Origin of the sequence: Sulfitobacter sp. 1A13353, assembly GCF_043557255.1 — a bacterium.
Lineage (GTDB): Bacteria > Pseudomonadota > Alphaproteobacteria > Rhodobacterales > Rhodobacteraceae > Sulfitobacter > Sulfitobacter faviae.
This window is the reverse complement of sequence record NZ_JBIFFS010000006.1, coordinates 246,910-266,800: the sequence shown is the minus strand read 5'-3', so window position 1 is coordinate 266,800 and position 19,891 is coordinate 246,910. Positions and strand designations below refer to the sequence as shown.

The 19,891-nt window shown below is 62.8% G+C and carries 17 protein-coding genes and 1 tRNA gene; 5 read left to right on the top strand and 13 right to left on the bottom strand.

All coding sequences use genetic code 11. The annotated features are described in order from the left end of the window. Positions 1-62 precede the first annotated feature (62 nt). Positions 63-1,601: a helicase HerA-like domain-containing protein gene (locus ACGYLO_RS15905; protein WP_271687266.1), complete on the bottom strand. Its 1,539-nt coding sequence runs from the start codon at positions 1,599-1,601 to the stop codon at positions 63-65. Positions 1,602-2,068: 467 nt separating this feature from the next. On the opposite strand from ACGYLO_RS15905, the gene ACGYLO_RS15900 reads away from it, so the two are divergent. After that, entirely contained in the window at positions 2,069-2,719 is a 651-nt protein-coding gene (locus ACGYLO_RS15900; RefSeq protein ID WP_271687265.1) for an invasion associated locus B family protein, read from the top strand. Positions 2,720-2,788: 69 nt separating this feature from the next. Here ACGYLO_RS15900 and ACGYLO_RS15895 read toward each other — a convergent pair whose 3' ends face one another. The 4 genes from ACGYLO_RS15895 to ACGYLO_RS15880 are packed head-to-tail and all read right to left on the bottom strand — an operon-like array spanning position 2,789 to position 7,033. Then, a complete protein-coding gene (locus ACGYLO_RS15895) occupies positions 2,789-3,997 on the bottom strand; it encodes a beta-ketoacyl synthase (RefSeq protein ID WP_271687264.1) in 1,209 nt (402 codons plus the stop codon). Between the two features lie 3 nt (positions 3,998-4,000). Next, positions 4,001-4,258, bottom strand: coding sequence for an acyl carrier protein (locus ACGYLO_RS15890; protein ID WP_209217782.1), 258 nt, complete (start codon positions 4,256-4,258; stop codon positions 4,001-4,003). 32 nt (positions 4,259-4,290) lie between these two features. Beyond that, positions 4,291-5,382 carry a UDP-3-O-(3-hydroxymyristoyl)glucosamine N-acyltransferase gene (lpxD, locus tag ACGYLO_RS15885; RefSeq protein WP_276154401.1) on the bottom strand — a complete coding sequence of 364 codons (1,092 nt, stop codon included), beginning with the start codon at positions 5,380-5,382 and terminating at the stop codon, positions 4,291-4,293. A gap of 34 nt (positions 5,383-5,416) precedes the next feature. After that, entirely contained in the window at positions 5,417-7,033 is a 1,617-nt protein-coding gene (locus tag ACGYLO_RS15880) for a murein L,D-transpeptidase (RefSeq protein WP_271687262.1), read from the bottom strand. Positions 7,034-7,364: 331 nt separating this feature from the next. Here ACGYLO_RS15880 and ACGYLO_RS15875 point away from each other — a divergent pair, with 331 nt between their 5' ends. The 4 genes from ACGYLO_RS15875 to ACGYLO_RS15860 all read left to right on the top strand — a co-directional run bounded on the left by ACGYLO_RS15875 (position 7,365) and on the right by ACGYLO_RS15860 (position 11,144). Beyond that, complete coding sequence (locus ACGYLO_RS15875) at positions 7,365-7,934, top strand: DUF882 domain-containing protein (protein ID WP_067267369.1); 570 nt, start codon at positions 7,365-7,367, stop codon at positions 7,932-7,934. 47 nt (positions 7,935-7,981) lie between these two features. Continuing rightward, on the top strand, positions 7,982-9,709 hold the full coding sequence (locus tag ACGYLO_RS15870) for an FAD/NAD(P)-binding protein (protein ID WP_271687261.1): 1,728 nt from the start codon (positions 7,982-7,984) through the stop codon (positions 9,707-9,709). 111 nt (positions 9,710-9,820) lie between these two features. After that, complete coding sequence (locus ACGYLO_RS15865; protein WP_271687260.1) at positions 9,821-10,417, top strand: L,D-transpeptidase; 597 nt, start codon at positions 9,821-9,823, stop codon at positions 10,415-10,417. A 436-nt stretch (positions 10,418-10,853) separates the two neighbouring features. Continuing rightward, entirely contained in the window at positions 10,854-11,144 is a 291-nt protein-coding gene (locus ACGYLO_RS15860; protein ID WP_271687259.1) for a hypothetical protein, read from the top strand. A gap of 111 nt (positions 11,145-11,255) precedes the next feature. On the opposite strand, the gene ACGYLO_RS15855 is transcribed toward ACGYLO_RS15860, so the two are convergent. The 8 genes from ACGYLO_RS15855 to ACGYLO_RS15820 form a co-directional block, all read right to left on the bottom strand. Next, positions 11,256-11,345: transfer RNA gene (locus tag ACGYLO_RS15855), tRNA-Ser, on the bottom strand. A 72-nt stretch (positions 11,346-11,417) separates the two neighbouring features. After that, positions 11,418-12,140, bottom strand: coding sequence for an alanyl-tRNA editing protein (locus ACGYLO_RS15850; protein ID WP_271687258.1), 723 nt, complete (start codon positions 12,138-12,140; stop codon positions 11,418-11,420). Beyond that, complete coding sequence (locus ACGYLO_RS15845) at positions 12,137-14,497, bottom strand: DUF3772 domain-containing protein (protein ID WP_271687257.1); 2,361 nt, start codon at positions 14,495-14,497, stop codon at positions 12,137-12,139. The genes ACGYLO_RS15850 and ACGYLO_RS15845 overlap by 4 nt, the downstream gene beginning before the upstream one ends. Continuing rightward, positions 14,494-15,528 (bottom strand): cysteine synthase A, encoded by a 1,035-nt coding sequence (locus tag ACGYLO_RS15840; RefSeq protein ID WP_394376869.1) that lies wholly within the window; start codon positions 15,526-15,528, stop codon positions 14,494-14,496. The genes ACGYLO_RS15845 and ACGYLO_RS15840 overlap by 4 nt, the downstream gene beginning before the upstream one ends. Positions 15,529-15,541: 13 nt before the next feature. Beyond that, positions 15,542-16,675 carry an NUDIX domain-containing protein gene (locus ACGYLO_RS15835; RefSeq protein WP_271687255.1) on the bottom strand — a complete coding sequence of 378 codons (1,134 nt, stop codon included), beginning with the start codon at positions 16,673-16,675 and terminating at the stop codon, positions 15,542-15,544. Positions 16,676-16,680: 5 nt separating this feature from the next. Continuing rightward, positions 16,681-17,121, bottom strand: a complete 441-nt coding sequence (locus tag ACGYLO_RS15830; RefSeq protein ID WP_271687254.1) for a TrgA family protein — start codon at positions 17,119-17,121, stop codon at positions 16,681-16,683. 36 nt (positions 17,122-17,157) lie between these two features. Next, positions 17,158-18,369, bottom strand: coding sequence for a cyclopropane-fatty-acyl-phospholipid synthase family protein (locus tag ACGYLO_RS15825; RefSeq protein ID WP_271687253.1), 1,212 nt, complete (start codon positions 18,367-18,369; stop codon positions 17,158-17,160). Between the two features lie 62 nt (positions 18,370-18,431). Further along, entirely contained in the window at positions 18,432-19,853 is a 1,422-nt protein-coding gene (locus ACGYLO_RS15820) for a deoxyribodipyrimidine photo-lyase (protein ID WP_271687252.1), read from the bottom strand. Between the last annotated feature and the right edge of the window lie 38 nt (positions 19,854-19,891).

Here is a 19,891-nt window from a genome sequence, read left to right as displayed (position 1 = left end):
TTCACGATATAAAAAGGGGCGCGGTCGCAATACCGCGCCCCTTTTTCATCTCTCAGGCCGCTTCAACGCCCCTTGAACAATCCGCCCAAGATGCCGCGCACGATCCGGCGCCCGGTGGTGCCTTTCAGCTCTTTGATCACCGCGCTTGCGATGGCATCGCCGAAACCATCCGTCGCCTTGCGGCTTGACCGGCTGCCGCCGCTGCGTGCCCCGCCATAGCGGCGGGCCTTCTGGAACTCACGCGCGGCTGCGTCCTCGGCCTCTGCCGCGGCTTCGATCTTTTCCACCTCCTTGGCCGCCGCCTCCGCGCGGGCCTTCAGCATTTCATAGGCCGACTCGCGGTCCTGCACGGTCTCGTATTTCCCCGCCAGATCGGAGTCCGCCAGCACCGCCGCACGCTCCGCCACGGTGATCGGGCCGAGCCGCGAAGACGGGGGGCGGATCAAGGTACGCTCCACCACGCCCGGCACGCCCTTGCGTTGCAGCATGGAGGTCACGGCCTCCCCAACACCGACCTCGCGGATCGCCTCTTCGGTGTCGAAGCGCGGGTTCTCGCGGTAGGTCTCGGCGGCTTGGCGCAGTTCCTTACGATCCCGCGCGGTAAAGGCGCGTAGCGCGTGTTGGATACGGTTGCCAAGCTGGCCGAGGATATCGTCGGGCACATCGGCGGGGTTCTGGGTGACGAAATAAACCCCGACGCCTTTGGAGCGGATGAGCCGCGCCACCTGTTCCACCTTGTCGACCAGCGCCTTGGGCGCATCGTCGAACAGCAGATGCGCCTCGTCGAAGAAGAACACGAGCTTGGGTTTGTCGCGGTCGCCCACCTCGGGCAGTTCCTCGAACAGTTCGGACATGAGCCACAGCAGGAAAGTCGCATAAAGTTTGGGCGAGGCCATGAGCTTGTCAGCGGCGAGGATGTTGATCCGCCCGCGCCCTTCGGCGTCGCAGCGCATGAGGTCCGAGAGCGCCAGCGCCGGCTCGCCAAACAACTGCGCGCCGCCTTGGTTCTCCAGCACCAGCAGCCGCCGTTGAATGGTGCCGACGGAGGCGGTCGAGACATTGCCATAGCGCAGCGCCAATTCCTTCGCATTCTCGCCGACCCAGACCAGTAGGGATTGCAGGTCTTTCAGATCCAAAAGCGGCATCCCTTCCTCATCGGCCACGCGGAAGGCGATGTTCAGGATGCCCTCCTGCGCCTCGGACAGGCTGAGCAACTGCGCGATGAGCAGCGGCCCCATTTCGGAAACCGTGGTGCGGACGGGGTGGCCCTGCTCACCAAAGAGATCCCAAAAGGTGACCGGGAAGGATTGATAGCTATAGTCGTCAAAACCGATCTTGGCCGCGCGTTCGGTGAAAGCGCCGTGCAGTTTGGCGGCCTCGCTCCCCGCGACGGCAAGGCCGGACAGATCGCCCTTCACATCCGACAGGAACACCGGCACCCCTGCATTGGCAAAGCCCTCAGCAAGGATTTGCAGCGTCACCGTTTTGCCCGTGCCCGTCGCCCCTGCGATCAGCCCATGACGGTTGGCATAGCCAAGATCGAGGAATTGCTTTGTCGCATGGTCGGGACCGCCGCCGCCGATAAAGATGTCACTGCTCACGCTAGGGCCTTTCTGTCAATTTTAGCCATTCGTCCGTTCCACCAGAGCATACAAACTTAACCTTTGCGCGCCATAGTGAAGGCATCCCGCTCGCATGTCCTTTCGTCGGGCGGGTGTACTTCCTCCCTGTTAGACTTGGCCGCGCCTTCGGGTGCGGCCCTTTTTCTGACTGGGGCCGTGCTAAAACCCTGACAGATTGTCGCATTTTTCCTGTTGACCGGCATCACGCGCTTGCCTAACGTGGCATTAATAAGTCGGCCCAGTCCGACGGGGAGAAAGTACACGGAAAGGGGGCGCGCTGCGTCCCCTTTTGCATTTCTGGTCTTTAAGCCTCTGACATCGCGGGAAAACCGCGATTGCGGGGTCGGCATGAAATTGCCCGAACCTTGATCGAAATGCGGCCCTTGGCACTGACAATCCCGGGGCGGCGTGGTAAGGGGCGGTAACGCAACAAATGTGGATATGACATGAGCAAGTTTATGACCGCCCTGCCGCTTTGTGCAGCGCTTGCACTGACGGCCCCAATGACGGCTTTCGCCCAGACCGCCACGGAAGAAGACACCCCCCAGACCGAAGAGCAGCAGCCCCAGCCCGGCACCAGCGGCAATGCTTCGCAGATCGAAGAGCAGCTGAGCCTCGGTGAAGATGCGGACAAAGACCCCGATCTGGGCAAGCCCTACACCAAGAAAGAGATCGGTGCTTGGGAGATGCGCTGCATCAAGACCGAGGAAGAGGTCGACCCCTGCCAGATGTACCAACTCCTCGCCGATGGCGAAGGCGCGCCGGTTGCCGAAGTCTCGCTCTTCCGTCTTCCCGATGGTGGTCAGGCCAAGGCCGGTGCCACGGTTGTCGTCCCGCTTGAGACCGCCCTGCCCGCGCAGTTGACCCTGTCGGTCGACGGTGGCAAGGCCCGCCGCTACCCCTATGCCTTCTGCAACCCCGTGGGCTGCTATGTCCGCATGGGCCTGACCGATGCCGATATCGGTGCGTTCAAGCGTGGCAAAGAAGCGGTGCTGACCATCGTGCCCGCTCTGGCACCGGATCAGGAAGTGAAGCTGACCCTCTCGCTCGACGGGTTCACTGCCAGCTACGACGAAGTCTCGGTGATCGAGCAGTAAGACTGGATTTTACCGATTTGAATGCCGCGCCCGATCTCGGGGGCGGCATTTTTTATGGCCGCGCGTGGATCAGGCGCGGCGCAGCGCCAGCACGGCGTTCATCCCGCCAAAGGCGAAAGCATTGCTGAGCGCCACATCGACCTGTGCCTCGCGTGCCTCATTGGGCACGACGTCGAGCGCGCATTCCGGGTCGGGTTCCTCATAGCCAATGGTCGGCGCGATCACCCCGTCGCGCAGCGCCATGATACAGGCCAGCAGTTCAACCGCGCCGGTGCCGCCGATGACATGCCCGTGCATCGACTTGGTGGAAGAGATCATCAACCGGTCCGCATGGGAGCCAAAGACATCCGCCACCGCCGCACATTCGGTCTTGTCGTTCGCCGCCGTTCCAGTCCCATGAGCATTGATATAGCCGACCTCTTCGCGGCTGATCCCCGCATCGGCCAGCGCCCCTTCCATCGCCCGCGCGGCCCCGGCTTTGGAGGGCATCACGATGTCGCTGGCATCCGAGGTCATGGCGAACCCCGCGACTTCGCAGAGGATCTCGGCTCCCCTCGCGCACGCGTGTTCATAGTCTTCAAAGACAAAGACACCCGCGCCCTCGCCCTGCACCATTCCGTTGCGATTGGCCGAGAACGGGCGGCAGGCATCGCGGCTCATCACGCGCAGCCCTTCCCAAGCCTTCACCCCGCCGAAGCAAAGCATGGATTCGGATCCGCCCGTCACCATCACAGGGCTCATGCCGGAGCGGACTATGGCAAAGGCCTGTGCCATGGCGTGGTTCGACGAAGCACAGGCGGTGGAGACCGTGAAGGACGGCCCGCGCAGGTTCCATTCCATGCTGACATGGCTGGCCGCGGCGTTGTTCATCAGCTTGGGCACCACAAAGGGATGCACCCGATTTTTGCCCTCTTCGTAAACCGCGCGGTAATTGTCGTCCCATGTCGAGACACCGCCCCCCGCCGTGCCCAGCACCACCCCGGCGCGGGCGGCCAAGTCATCGGTGAAGGTCAGGCCCGATTGCTCGATCGCCTCGCGGGCGGCGGTGAGGGTGAATTGCGTGAACCGATCATAAAGCGCGATTTGCTGGCGGTTGTAGCGGCCCTCGGCCTCGAACCCGCGCACCTGACCGCCGATGCGGATGGCCAGCCGCTCCACATCGCGGAACTCCAGCGGACCGATGCCACATTTGCCCTCGCGCATGGCCGCCAGCGTCTCGGGCACCGACAGGCCCAGAGCGTTGATCGTGCCCGCGCCGGTGATGACAACGCGCCGCATCGCTTAGCTCTGTTCGGCTTGCAGCCGTTCCACCCCGGCGACGATGCTGCGCACGGTCGAGATGTCGAAATCGCTTTCGCTGGGGCTGTTGGCGTTGAAAGGCACGTTGATGTCGAATGTCTCTTCAATCGCGAAGATGCATTCCACAACCCCCATGCTGTCGATCCCGAGGTCTTCAAGCGTGCTGTCGAGCGTGACATCCTCCGGCTCTATCATGGCCTGTTCGGCGAGGATGGTAATGACCTGATCCTGAGTGCTCATGCGGCGTCCCCCAACATATGTCCGCGGCAGGTTTAGTCAGCCTTGTCGGCTTTGGAAACCACCTTTTGCAGGGCCGCGACATCACGCAGCAGCTTGGGCAAACGGCGCAGCGCTTTATAGATTTCGGTCTGCTTGCTCATTTGGGTGGCGGGGTAGCCCAACATGGTGCGCCCCTCGGGCACGTTGGAGAGCACAATGGTCCCCCCGCCCGCGATCACCCGGTCGCCGATGGTGATGTTGTCGGCCAGACCGACCTGCCCGCCGAGCACCACATTGTCGCCCACGCGGGTCGAGCCGCCCACGCCTGCCTGTCCGCAGAGCAGGCAGTTTTTGCCGATCACCGCGTTGTGGCCGATATGCACGAGGTTGTCGATTTTCGTGCCGTCGCCGACCTGCGTGTCGCGAATGGTGCCGTTGTCGATGGTGGAACCCATGCCCATTTCGACATCCGCGCCGATGGTCACAGCGCCAAGCGAATGGATACGGGTCCAAGGCTGCGGGGCGGCATCGCCCTGATCGCCGAGCGTTTGCCGCGCGCTTTCCACGGTGGACAGCTCAGCCGTGACGAAAGAGAAACCGTCGCCGCCCAAGCGCACGCCCGACTGCGCGATGAAACCCGATCCGATGGTGACCCGCGCGCCGATGCTGACATGTTCGCGCAGAAAACAGCCATCGCCCAATGTCGCATCCACGCCGACAAAACACAGCGGCCCGATGACGCTGCCCGCGCCGATCCGCGCCCCGGCAGAGATCACCGCCAAGGGGCCGACCGAGACGCCCTCGCCCAGCACGGCCTCGGGGTCGATCACGGCTGTAGGATGGATGCCCGGCTTGAACCCCTGCCCCTTGTCGAGCATCCGCGTCACGCCGGAAAGCGCATAGCGCGGGCGGTTGGGCAGGATCGCAGCCTTGAGGCCCAGAGCGCGCCAGTCGGCTCCCTCCCAAAGCATCGCCACTTCGGCGGCGCCATCGGAAAGGCTGCTGGCATAGCGCGGGTCCATCGCCAGCGCCATTTCGCCATGTTTCGCGCTGGCCGGTTCGGCCACGCCGCTGACCATGAGTTCGATGTCGCCCTCGGCGCTGGCGCCGACGGCTTTGGCGATTTGCTGAACACTATAGGTCATTTCGGGCGGCCCTTACTTGTTGCGCGCCCGAGAGTTACCCCTGAACGCCGCGCAAGGCCACCCCCGCCTTGGAGAGCGCGTTCCAGATCAGTGCATCCCGGCCATAGACGTCATCGCGGTATTCGGTATGGCCGCGGGCGTTGGTCACGGCGGTGCGGTAGATCAGATGCACCGGCACCTGCTCTTCGAGGACGACGCGCGTCTCGCGTCCGCTGCGCAGAATGGCTTGGAACTCGCCTTCGGGATCCGCCGATTGCGGCGCCAGCAGCGCATAGGCGAACTCAAACGGTTCGGCCAGACGCACGCAGCCATGGCTAAAGGCACGCACATCGCGGGCAAACAGGCTCTTGGCCGGGGTGTCATGCAGGTAGATGTTGTATTTGTTGGGGAACATGAACTTCACCAGACCCAAGGCATTGGTCTTGCTGGGCGGTTGGCGCATGGCGAAGGGGAAGCTCCGCGCGGTATAGCGGTTGAAGTTCACCGCGCCGCGGTTCACCTTGCGGCCCCGGCTGTCGGTAATCTCGATATGGCCCACGGCATAGGGGTTGCGCTTGAGCTGCGGCAGGTATTCCCCAGTGACGATTGACCGCGGCACATACCAGCTGGGATTGACCACCATATGCTCCATCACGTCCGAGAATTCGGGCGTCGGGCGGTCCTCGCGAGCGGCCCCCACGACCGAGCGGGTCTGGAAGGTGATCTTGCCATCGTCGATGATCTTGGCCGAGAAATCGGGGATGTTCACAAGGATATGGCGTTTGCCGCGGTCGGTGTTGAACCAACGCTCACGCTCAAGTGCGACCATGACCGATTGCAGCCGCTGCTCGACGCCGATGTTGATCTGCTTCATCGTGGCCGGACCGGCGACGCCATCGGTGTTCAGCCCGTGGGCCTCTTGGAACTGGCGCACGGCTTCGGTCAGGCTGGCGTCATAGCCCACGGCATTGGACCGCTCCAGAAAGCCCATGGCGATCAGGCGGTTGCGCAGGGCAATCACGTCATTTCCGGTATCGCCCGGCTCAAGCTTGCCCGCGGGCACCGAGGGCCCCCAGCCGCCCTGCGACAGCAGTTTTTCCATCGCGATCTTCTCTTTCAGCAGCGCGTTATACTCAAGGCTGCGCGGCGGCAGGGCGCGGAAATAAGCGGCAGGCGTGGATTTGGGCAGGTCTTGCAGATAGCTCTTCCGGTCACGGTACGGAATTTCGCGCACGATCTGGCTGATGATCCGTTTGGGGATCAGCACACCGGTCTGCACGTCGCGGGCATAGCGTAGGAACACGCGGCTCAACTCCACCTCGGCGAATCCCCGATCACGCGGGGTCTTGGCCGTGCGCAGCATCTCCAAGACGGCATCGGGGTTGTAGCGGGTGACCGGCAGGCCATGATCATCCGCCGTGGTGATCGCCCGCATCAGTTCCGACCGGCGCGCGCGGTGCTCTTCGGCGGCCCCTGTCCAGATCGCGGTATAATCGTTCTCACGATAGAAGGCGGCGATGTCATCGTCTTGGGCAGCAGCTTCGGCGACGGCTTGTTTGAAAGCGGTGACCTGCGCCGTGGCAGGCGCGGCAAGGACCAGTGCCGAAATCAACAGGGCAAACCCTGCGATAAATTTGGACAGTTGCCGTGAATAAGTCGCGCTGAAACCCATGTCGTACCCCGTGAATATACCATTGCCGCCGCGCGACCCTATTGCCTGCCCGGTTTGCCAATAATACTACGCGCAAGTCCATTCAAATTTCCGTTCGCAGGAAAAACGCGTGATGGCCTGTGCGGATCGCGCATCGGTTGCCCCTGCAAACATTGGGTTTTTTAATCGCATTGCGCAAAAACTTGCCTAAATTTGAACCACTCGGGAACCATTCCGATTCAGCCCTTGGTCAGGTTTTCCCGCTATGCAATAACAATGTTGCATCTGGGGATGAGATGAATGGCCCATGTAACATCTTGGGTAACTTTGGCAGACGACGGGACAGAGACACATGACAGGCAAAAGCTCCTCGGGGATGACCCGACGCGCCCTTCTCGGCGCATTCGCAGCAACCACCGTTGCAGCAGCTCCCACCTTCTCGAACGCAGCAGGCTTTCTGCGGGGCGCAGGCGACATTCGCCGCATCCGCATGTATTCGGGCCGCACCGGTGAGCGGTTGGACATGATCTATTGGATCGAAGGCCACTATATCAAAGACGCCTTTGCCGAGATCAACCACTTCATGCGCGACTGGCGGACTGACGATGTCATCAACATGGACCTGCGCACCATCGATATCATGGCCGCGTCGCACAATCTGCTGGATGTGAACGAGCCCTATATGCTCCTCTCCGGCTACCGCAGCCCGAAAACCAACGCGATGCTGCGCTCCCGTTCTAGCGGTGTCGCCAAGAATTCGCTGCACCTCAAAGGTCAGGCCGCTGACCTGCGCCTTGCCTCGCGCTCGGTGCATCAGGTGGCCCGCGCGGCGATGGCTTGTCGCGGTGGCGGTGTCGGGCGCTACTCCGGCTCCAACTTCACCCATATGGACTGCGGCACAGTGCGCAGCTGGGGCGGCTGATCGCAGCCTCTCGGGCGGGATGAGTGAATTGTTAAGGGCGCCTTCGGGTGCCTTTTTTGTTGCCCGATTTTGTCGCCGGTGGGCTTTCGCTGGCCGTGGTACGGCTCTACGGTCGCGCCAAACACATGCCGGGGAGAGAGATGCAGATAAAGACGGCGCGCATTGCGGTGATCGGTTTCGGGCCGCGCGGCCTTGGCGCGTTGGAGGCTCTGTCGCAACGGCTTACGGGGACCGAAGGGCGGATACAGATCGACATCTATGAACCCGGCCCCCATCCCGGCACGGGTCCGAACTTCGCCCCCTCCGAGCCCGCCTATTGTCTGCTTAATATCCCTAACCGCGACATCGCGATCCGCCCGCCAAAGGGGTCGCGGGTCGGGCATTTCGCGGAGTGGCAAGACCGCCCAGTCCATCCCGACAGTTTCCCCTCCCGCGCCGAAATAGGCCGCTACCTTATGGCGCGGCGGGACGATCTTTTTGCCCGGGGTTTTACGAAAACTGGCGTGACTTGCAGGGTGATCCCCGCCGCTGTGGCCCGCATCTCGCCCGAGGGGGCAGGCTGGCGTGTGCAATCGGAAAGCGGGTCGGAGGCGCTATATGACGAAGTGCTCCTCACCCTCGGGCAGCCCCCTGTCGAGCCGGACGCGCAGTGGGCCGATTGGGAAGAGCACGCGGCGCAGCGCGAGGCGGAAGTCGCGCAGGCCTATCCGGCTGCAGATCTGCGCCCGAGGGCGGCGGCATGGCGGGGCAAGCACGTCGCGATCCGGGGCTTGGGGCTGTCGACCTATGACGTGTTGCGCGGTCTGACCATGGCGCAGGGCGGGCGCTTCGATGCGGCGGGTTATCATGCCTCGGGCCGGGAGCCCTGCCGCATTCTGCCCTTCTCGCTCAACGGGCAACCCCCCTTCCCCAAGCCACAGGCTGCCGCTTTCAACGCGCTGTTCAATCCCACATCGGAAGAGACCGCAGGTTTCTCAAAAGCCGCCACGGCTGCGGTCAGTGCGGCACGCGAAGCGGCGCCTTCGTTGATCTCTGACGCCCTCCTGCCCGTGGTCGCGCGCATCCTCGCGCCCCAGAATGTGCGGGCGGCGGAAATCGCGAACTGGTTAGAGGTGGAATGGTCAGACCCCGGCGCGCAGGACCAGTTGCCCCCCATGAAGGCGCTGCGTCACGGGATAGAACTGGCCGCCGGAGAGGTCGCGCCGAGTATTGGCTACGCGCTCGGGCAGGTTTGGCGCAAATGGCAAGACACATGGCGTGCGGCATTCAACCCGCGCGGCGCGTCGCCCCAGACAGCCAAGCGGCTGATAGACTTCGATGAGGGATTGAAACGATATTCCTACGGCCCACCCCTCGCCTCCGCACGAGAGCTTTTGGCGCTGATCGACGCGGGGCTGGTCGACCTGTCCTTCGCCACCAATCCAGAGATCACGAATAGCGCGCAAGGCTGGACATTGCAGGTGGAGGGGCACGCGGCGGAGGTGTCGGTCATCGTCGACGCGGTGCTGCCTGCGCCGAACCTCTCGAGCATCGCAGCACCGCCCCTGCCCGATCTCATCTCCCAAGGTTTGCTCTCCCCGCTGTCATCCGATCTGGCCGCAGCGACCGCACCTGACGGGACGCTGCGCGCCGTTGACGGACGCCCCGTGCCGGGCCTTTGCCTGCTGGGGCGGCTGGCGCTCGGCAGCGTGACGGCGGTGGATTCCCTGCACGATTGCTTTGGCCAATCCGCCGACCGTTGGGCGCAGGGCGTGATCGACAGGCTGTCGGTTTGACACGCTGCCGGTTGGCTACAACAGTTTGTGATCCGGCCCGCGCGATGGAACGGCAAGGCGCTGAAACGGTTTCCCTTTCAACACGAGATTGAAGAATAGGGGAACGACGCAATGAAGAGACGACATTTCATCACCGGTGTAGCCGCCAGCGGTGCCGCATTCGGCGGTATCCTTGCCACGCCCGCACTGGCGCACCCGCCCAAGGAAATGCCGAGCTATGACGTGCCGCCAGAGATGATGCCGCGCAAAGTGCCGATCGCGGCGGGCGCGCCGCCCTATGAAATCCACGTCGATCCCGACAATTTCGCGCTCTACTGGACTCTGCCCGACAATATGGCGTGGCGCTATACCGTGGGCGTGGGCCGCCCTGGTCTTTATGAATCCGGTGAGTTCTACGTCGGTGCCAAAAAGGAATGGCCGAGCTGGACCCCAACCCCGGGTATGATCGACCGCGAGCCGGAGAAATACAAGAAATACGCCGATGGTATGGAAGGCGGTTTGGACAATCCGCTGGGGTCGCGTGCCCTCTATCTCTTCACCGAGGAGCGCGGCGATACCTTCTTGCGCATCCATGGCACCAATGACCCCAGCACATTGGGCAAACGCGTCTCGAACGGCTGTGCCCGTCTGGTGAACGATCAGATGGCCGAGCTCTATAACCGCGTGCCGATGAACACCCGCGTGGTGCTTTACGAACCCATCGGCTGAGTTTTCTTTCGGCCACATCAAGCAGCCCGGAGCGGAGAATATCCGCTTCGGGCTTTTTTGTGCCTCTCGGTCGACCAGTAGGATTGAAACATTTCACACGGGCCAAAGAGGTTTGCTTGCGGCGGCGGCACACACGTTTCTGCGACGTCTGTGTAACAGGTCTTGAACGCTCTTCGCGGGGCCGACTAGCGTCATGGGCCCCGGCCCGCGACGCAGGGATAACTTATTAAGAACAGTATCTTATGAGGCTATGGCAATTTGTTACGATCTGATCGCGCCGGGTCTCGCTCTAACACTGGGCCGTGATCCGAGTTGCTTTGTAACCGCCCCTCACTGCGTCTTAATATCATTGTATCGAACGGGCCTCCCGACCTCCCCGCCTCTCCCCAGAGCGAGAAAGCCGACGCCCTTTCCCAAACCTGAAAGGACTAGAACAATGAAACTCTTTATCGCAACCGCCGCCGCCACTTTGATCGCCACCGCAAGCTTCGCAGGCCAATCGACGCGCTACGAAGACCTGCGCTTGGACACGTCTGTCACGGCTGATGTCGTCCATGCCGCGGATGCCGGTGAAACCCGCCCTAATGAGCGCGCCGCTGACCTGCGCTTGGAAACATTCTCGGACGAGAGTGCGCCGGTCGCCACCTTCTCGACCAGCGGCCCCGTGAGCAGCTTGGGCGAAGGTTTCGCCTATGGTGGTTACGGCGCGGGCAACGACTCCCGCTAAACTGTCATAGATAGACCTGAGAGAGCCCGGCCCGAAAGGTGCCGGGCTTTTCTACATACGCCGCCGCATGGCCCCACGGGCAACAGCTTCTTTCTGCAAAAAAAGGGAAAATGGCGGAGCGACAGGGATTCGAACCCTGGAGACGGTCTCCCGCCTACACACTTTCCAGGCGTGCGCCTTCGACCACTCGGCCACCGCTCCGTTGAGGCGGGGTTTAGCTTGGGGGGGCAGTGAGTTGCAAGAGCGAATTCCCCCCAGAGACGATAAATTTATCTAACCGCCCAGATGAACATAGACCCGGCGGTTCAAACGGCCCTTTTTCTCAATCTTTCCAAGGCGAAGCCCGCCGATCTCGCCGGTGCGGGCGACATGGGTGCCGCCGCAGGGCTGTAGATCGATGGGGTCCTGCGCCTCTCCGATGCGGATCAGGCGAATGTCCCCCCGTCCGCGCGGCGGGGCGACGGACATGGTTTTGATGAGCTCAGGCGCGGCGTCCAATTCGGCTTCGGTGATCCAGTCCTCGCTCACCCGCGTATCGAGGGAGACGAAGTGGTTCAGCGCTTCCTCTAGTTCCTCGCGATCCTGCGGCGCATCGGGCATGTTGAAATCGAGCCGCCCATGGGTGGCCGAAATCTGCCCCCCCGTGACCGGATGCGGGATCACGACCGACAGAAGGTGCAGCGCCGTATGGACGCGCATGTGCTTGTGACGGCGGTCCCAATCGAGTTCCTGTTTCACGAAAGCGCCCACCGGCGGCAAAGGACGCGGTTCCGCCGGAACCAGCGCGATGCCGCCGCTGTCGCGGTCGCGCACCGTGGTCGCGATGGTAAGCTCTTGCTTGTCCCACGTCAGCCACCCGCTGTCGCCCGGCTGGCCGCCGCCCGTGGGGTAGAACAGGGAATTGTCCAAGATCACCCCACCTTCGGGCGTATGGGCCGCCACGCGGGCCGGGGCGTCGCGCAGGTAGGTCTCGGTCCGGTACAGCTCGCCCGTCATGCCTGCGGCTCCGGCTTTGCGTCATCTTCTATTTTCGGTGCTTCGGCCTTCAACGTCTCAGGGTTGCGCAGCCATAGGTCGCGTTGGGCAAAAGGAATTTCGATCCCTTCCTCTTTGAAACGCGCGGCGATGGCGTGGTTGATGTCGTTCTTGACCTTCATCATCCAATTCACGTCCCGCAGGTAGCAGCGCACCTCGAACTCCAGCGCATCGGCGCCGAAGTTCAAGAACAAGACCGCGGGCGGCGGGTTGGTCAGGACGATGGGCTGCGCCTCGGCGATCTCTTGCAGGATGCCTTCGATCCGTTTGGTGTCGGTGCCGTAAGCCACGCCCACGGGCACGATGAGGCGGCCCACGGTATTGCCGCGGGTGTAGTTGGTGACCGTGCCGCTGATTAGATCGGCGTTGGGCACGATCACATCGGTGCGGTCGAAGGTCTCGATCCTTGTGGAGCGCACCGAGATGTCGCGCACATAGCCCATCTGGCCACCCACCTCGATCCAATCCCCCTCGGAGATCGGACGTTCGATCAACAGGATGATGCCGGAGACGAAGTTCGACACCACGTTTTGCAGGCCGAAACCGATACCGACCGAGAGTGCCCCGGCAACATAGGCCAGCGCAGAAAGGTCGATTCCCGCCCCGGTGATGGCGAGCAGCGCGGCGAGGAAAATCCCCACATAGCCAATCCCCGAAACGATGGCGTTCTGCCCGCCGATGTCCATCCGCGTCTTGGGCAGGACGTTGCTGCGCAGCGCGCCTTGAATCAGACGGGTGACGGCATAGCCGATCACGAAGATCACCGCGAAGGAGAGGAAATCTGTAGGACGGATCCGCGTCTCGCCAAAGGCGAAGCCACGGCTGAACAGCGCCCAAAGCTCAGTCAGGTCGGTGACCCGCGCGCCCCATGCCAGCGCCATCACGGGCAGCGACAGCAGGAGCAGGATCAGGCCAAAGAACACCGGCATCAGCGCATCGCGCGCCTGCACCCCCTGCCCGGTCATCGCACCGTAAACATCGGCCAAGAAGCGTTGCAGCGTCATGACCAGCCCCAGCAGCACCAGCGTGGTGACATAGGGCGGCAGCAGCGAAACGGCGGCGTTGTAATAGCCACTGATTAGCAAAAGGGGCGCTACCACGGCCACGATCATGGCGCCTAGGCCAAGCCCACGCACGACACGGTTCAGGGTCGAGGTCCGCGGCTCTTCGGCGGCGGAGACGTCTTCCGCCACCGGATCGCTGTAACCGCGCAGGATTTTCCCGATGCGGAACAGGGCAAAAGCGCTCAGCAGCATCACCGGCAGGCGCAGTACGGCCTCGGTGGTTTCCGCCGGTTGCTGGCCGTCGAAAATGGCGGTGATGATGGCGCCAAGGATGACGGTGACGGTGATGATGCTGACGTAGAAACGAACCGCTTTGCGCTCAGCCGCGGGCAGCAGGATCAGCGCCTCGTCCTCATCGCGCGAGAACACCCGTTCGGCGACCCAGCGAACACCCAGCATCGCGCCGCCGATCACCGGGATCAGCTGCACAAGGGTCGAGCCGCGCGGGCCGAGCCAATCGGTTGCCAAGACGGCCATGGCCAGCAAAACCAGACCGACCGTGGGCAGGATGATCCGCAAAAGAGACACGACAAAGCGCCAAATGCCAAAGCCGCGCGCGCCGAATTGCTGAAGCCGACCCACAATCGCGGTCGACCAATGGTGGCCGCGGAAGATCAGCACCAAGCCCAGAATGGTGAGGGCCAGAACCGCAGGGAGAGAGGAACGCAGGCTGCGCCGCGCCGTATCGGCATCGTCTGGGGCTTCGGCGGCAATTTCGCCAGCGGCGGTGGCCAGATCGTCAACCGCGGTGCGCCAATGGACGGGGTTGAGCGGCGTGGGCACTACCTCCATCAACTGCTCGGTCTGGCGTTCGCGCAGGGCCACGTCGATCTGCCCGATCAGCGCATCGGCGCGCAGATATGCCGCTTCGGCCCGCTGAACCGGGGTCAGCAGGGTGTTGAGCTGTCGGTTCAACTCTTCACGGTTGGCGGCGACTTCGGGCGATTCCGGCTCGGCCCCCTCGCCCTCCGGCGGGGTACCAAGCGCGGCCAATTGTTCGCGCAGCGCGCTGATCCGCGCCGCGTTCAGGTTGCGCGCCGCATCGAATTCGGCGCGGTAATCCACCAGCCGGGCGCGCTGCACCTCCAGCATGGTTTCGGTGGTCTCGGGCGCGTCAATCGCCTCTTCAGCCGAAGAGGCGACGGTTTCCCATTGATCGAAATCCGGCAGAGCCGGTTCCTGTGCGACAGCAGCGCCGGTCAGCCAGACCAGCAACGCGGTAAGGCCAAGGGCGAAGCGGAGCATTTGGGTCATGTATCCTCGAAAACACCTGGGATGGATTGCGGCGCGGCATCAAGCCATGCGGGCGTCGGCAGCCCCTTCTCGCGCAGGAACTCCGGGTTGAAGAGTTTGGATTGATAGCGCGTGCCGAAGTCACACAGCACGGTCACGATGGTATGGCCCGGCCCCATCTCTTTCGCCAGACGCATGGCCCCGGCGACATTGACGCCCGAGGAGGCACCAAGGCAGAGCCCCTCATTCTCCAGCAGGTCAAAGACGACCGGCAGCGCCTCTTCGTCGGAGATATTGTAGGAATAATCGGGCTTGAACCCTTCGAGGTTCGCAGTGATCCGCCCCTGCCCGATGCCTTCGGCGATGGAGCTGCCTTCGGACTTCAACTCGCCCTCGGTATAGTAGCTGTGCAGCGCCGCGCCATCAGGATCGGCCAGCGCGATCTTCACGCCTTTGGGTTGTAGCGCTATAGCCACACCAACGAGCGTCCCGCCCGAGCCGACAGCGCAGCAGAAGCCATCGACATTGCCGCCGGTTTGTTCCCAGATCTCGGGGCCAGTGGTTTCGATATGCGCCTGACGGTTGGCGGTATTGTCGAATTGGTTGGCCCAGATCACCCCCTCGGGCGTGGTCTTGGCCAGTTCCTTGGCCAAACGCTCGGAATAGCGGACGAAGTTATTGGGGTTCTTGTAGGGTGCGGCCGGCACCTGCACCAATTCCGCACCGGCCAGCCGCAGCATGTCTTTCTTTTCCTGCGACTGGGTCTCGGGGATGACGATGACGGTTTTGAAACCCATCGACGCGCCGACCAGCGCGAGCCCGATGCCGGTGTTGCCAGCAGTACCTTCGACGATGGTGCCGCCGGGCTTCAATTCACCCCGTGCGATGGCGTCGCGGATGATGAACAGCGCCGCGCGGTCCTTGACCGATTGGCCGGGGTTCATGAACTCCGCCTTGCCCAAGATTTCGCAGCCGGTCTCTTCGCTCGCGCCGCGCAGTCGGATCAGCGGTGTGTTTCCAATGGCCTTGGCCAGATCTTTAGCAACCTGCATGTATGCCCCCAGTTCATGTTCCGTCCGGTTTAGCTGTCGTGTCTTCGGACCTCAAGCGTTCGCGGTGGTGGGCGAGCCAATAGGCGCTTGCCACCAGCGGCGCATTGGCCAGCGCCTGCGCATCCGCCAAGGCCATCAAATTATCGAAGGACATCAGATGGGACCGGATATCCTCACCCTCCGTGGCCAAACCGCCCGTGCCGATGATATGATCCGGCAAATCTGCCAATCCCACGAAAATGTGAAAGAACTCGGTCGCATTGCCGGGAGAGGCATAGACGTTTCCGACCGGCTCCAAGGCGCCCAAGGTGATCCCCGCCTCCTCACGCGCTTCGCGCCGGGCGGCGGCCTGCGGCGTTTCGCCGGGGTCGATATGGCCCGCGATGGGTTCCAACTGCCAGCGGGTATGATCGCCGCGCGCCAGCGGGCCCATGCGGATTTGCTCGACCAGCAGCACGCGGTCGCGCAGCGGGTCATAGGGCAGCACCAAAGCTGCATCCGCGCTGACAAAAACCGCGCGGTCGATCTGCGCCGACATGCTGCCGTCAAATGTCTCATGTCGCAGCGAGATTTCATCAAGGGCGAAGAAGTTCGCGTAAACGCGGCGGCGGTCGGTCACCTCGACCTTGCCATCGAGCGCTAGCGGATCATGCATGCCCTGCGCCGCCAGCACCTGCTGATGGGCTCGGCGGCGGATCATCGGGAACATCGCATCGACCTCGGCCCGCGGGCGCTTGCCCATATAGCTCATCACTTCGCGCGCGGCATGACAGGAAAGCGCGGCCCAATCACGCTCCCACTCAGGCAAGGACCATGGCCCCTGCGCGGTCCAGCGCCCGGGCTGGGGCAGATAGACCTCGGCCCCCTGCCCGTCTGCCAGTGTCACCGGCACCAAATCATAGTCGAACGCGCCTTCATAGAAATCGAGCCGCGCGAAATCATCCGCGCTCAGGCCCCGCACCAGCAAGCCCTCGGCCTGCGCGCCATCGCGCGTCTCAATCGTGGGAAACGGGCCTTCGGCGGCGGCAGAGACTTGGTAGCTGGGAAGATTGGCGAGGCTGAGGTCTATCGCCTCGGCGGAGCGGCCAAGCACAATTTCCAACAGCGGCAGATGCCGCAGGGTGCCGTAAATAAAGAGATGTCGCATGGGGGTCAGGGCCAACGGTTATAAGCAAATTCGGTCAAAAGCCCCGCGATCACGCCGCCGACAACAAGTGCCACGCCGATGGGCACGGTGGCGATCATCAGGCCGAATTCCGCGCCGATCTGAAACACGGCGACGATGGCCTCGAAGGGATCGTCATAGCGGTTGCGCAGCGCCAGCCGGACCATTTCATTCGCCGCCTGCAAAAAGATCGCCCAGAGCATCAGCACAAAGACACCGGCAAAACCGTTGTTGATCGCAGCCACGATGCCCCGGCCCGCGCGCCGACCCATCACGCGCCAGCCCACGATGAGGCCCAACACCACGTTAAGCGGCAGGAAATACCCGAAATCCGTGCTTTCCGGCATCAGTGGCACCACCATGCCCGACAGGACAAAGGCCAGCACGGCGAGTGAGATCGCCGCCATAAGTCGTGCACCAGTCGGCATTTTTCGGCTCCTTGCGGGGGCGGACCGCAGGGGCGGTCACACAGGTCGCCGTACCGTAATCTGCGTCACGTCGCAATTGCCACTGTCAAATGTCGCGGCACAGGAAGTGAGGTAAAAATTCCACATCCGGCGAAAGCGTTCGTCAAAGCCAAGCGCGGTGATCTGATCCCATTTCTCGTTAAAGGTCTCATGCCAACGGCGCAGGGTGATGTCATAGCTTTTGCCAAATTCGATCGACCGGTCGACCACCAGCCCTGCACGCTCCACCTGCTCCCGCAGGATCGTGGGGCTGGGCAACATGCCGCCTGGGAATATGTATTTTTGGATGAAATCCACCCCGCGTTTATAGACCTCCCAACGGCGGTCGGCGACGGTGATGATCTGCAAGGTCGCGGCGCGGCCCGGTTTCAGGCGCTGGTGCAGCGTGTCGAAATAGACCGGCCAGTATTTCTCGCCCACCGCCTCGAACATCTCGATGCTGGCGATGCCGTCATAGCTCTCGGTCTCATCGCGGTAGTCTTGCAGTTTGAAGGTCACGCGGTCTGAGAGGCCCGCCTTGGCAATGCGCTCTTGTGCGTAGTTGAACTGCTCTTGGCTGATGGTCAGCGCGGTCACCTTCAGCCCGCGTTCGGCTGCGGCATATTCCGCAAAACCGCCCCAGCCGCAGCCGATTTCCAAGACATGATCGCCGGGCTGCACACCCATCTGATCGACCATGGACTTGTATTTCGCCCGCTGCGCGGCCTCCAGCGATTGCTGGGCGTCGCCCTCGAAAATGGCCGAAGAATAGGTCATCGTATCATCCAGCCAGAGGCTGTAGAACGCATTGCCCAGATCGTAGTGATAGCTGATGTTGCGTTTGGCCTGTTTGCGGTTGTTGCGCTGGAGCCAGAAGCGGAACTTTTCGAACTGACGCAGCAGCCCTTGGCCGGGGAAACCGTCATAGACCGTCTCATTCCCCGCATGAACCAAATCCATGAAGGCTTGCAGGTCCGGCGTCGACCACCACTCGTCCAGATAGGCGTCGCAAAAGCCCAGGTCGCCCTCGCGGATCAACCGTGCGAAAAGGTCATCGTTATGGATGTGCAGTTCTGCCACCGGGCCGGGCTTGGCCCCTTCGGCGCGGAACACGCGGCCATCAGGCAGGACAAAGTCCACCCGCCCATGCTGCATTTCCTGCGCCATGGCGAAGACCTGCGGGAAATAGCGCGGCAGACCTTTCTGCCCCTCGGTGGTCGTAAGCTTCATACCTCGGTTCCGTTCTTGTTCTTGACGCCTACTGTAACCGCAGGCTGCTGTTTCGCAAAAAGTTAAAAGTCGCGGTTGCGATAGGCATCGAGCGCCCGTTCCCGCCCCTCTGACAGATCGACGATCGGATCGGGGTAATCATCCTCTGGGCTTAGGCCCCAGCGGCGTGGGATCGCGTCGAAATAGGCCAGCGCCTCGTCACGCGGTTTCACGCGCCCCTCGGCGATCCAACGGCGGGTGTAGTCGCGCCCCTTGTCGAACCGATCAAGCTGGGTCTCGGGGTTGAAAATGCGAAAGAACGGCGTCGCATCGGGGCCGGACCCTGCGGCCCACTGCCAGCCCATCGCGTTATTGGCCGGATCCCAGTCGATCAGATGTTCTTCGAACCACTTTTGCCCGATCCGCCAATGACACATCAAATGTTTCGTCAGATAGCTCGCCACGATCATGCGGCCCCGGTTGTGCATGCGCCCCGTGACCTGCAACTCGCGCATGGCCGCATCGACGAAAGGCACCCCGGTGCGCCCCTGTTTCCATGCCAGCACCTCGGCGCGGCGCTCGTCCTCATTCCATGGGAAGGCCTGCCATTCCTCGCGCCAGTTTTGGTCAAGGATGCGCGGCGTGTGATACATGAGGTGATAGGCAAACTCGCGCCAGGCGAGTTCCTTGAGGAAAGTCTCAGCCCCGCGCTTGCCCTCCTGCATCGCCCGCTGGCCCGCGTGCCAACACTGGGCCGGGCTGATCTCACCCAGCGACAGGTTTTCCGACAGGGCCGAGGTGCCATCTTCGCCCGGCATGTCGCGGCTTTCGTCGTAGCCTTCAACGATATGGGCCATGAAAGAACCTAGCCGAGCCTGTGCCGCGGCCTCCCCCAGACGCACATATGGGCGCACCACATCGCGCCCGCGCTGCATCTCGGCGTCCATTTGCCAATCGTCGAGCGCGGCGCTCTCGGGCCAGTTTGGCGGGGCTGGGATGTCGCTCGGAGTGGCCAAGGGGGCCGCCACATCGCGGCCCCGGACCGCCTTCCAATAGGGGGTGAAGACTTTGTAAAAGCCGCCGGTTTTGGTCTCAACCGTCCAAGGCTCGAACATCAGATGCCCGGCAAAGCTACAGGCTTCGACCCCATCGTCCTTCAGCGCCTCTTTGACCTTGGCGTCGCGGTCGATCGCGGCGGGATCGTAAAGGCGGCTCCAACAGACTGCCCCCGCGCCGGTTGTTTCGATCACCTCGCGCAGCACCTCAAGCGCATCGCCGCGACGCAGGATCAGGCGACTGCCCTTCTCGGCCAAAGTCTCCCCAAGGCAGCCCAAGGCCAGCCCGAGGCGGAATTTCGGCGCCGCGCCCAAAGCCTCTGATTGTGCGTCGCGGATGAACAGCGGGATGACCGGGCGGCCCGACTGGCAGGCCGCCGTCAGGGCGGGATGGTCGCTCAGCCGCAGATCGCGGCGGAACCACATGATAATCGGGGAATTGTCGCTCACGTTGGGGGTCTTGCTCCTGCACTTGTCCCGAAACATAG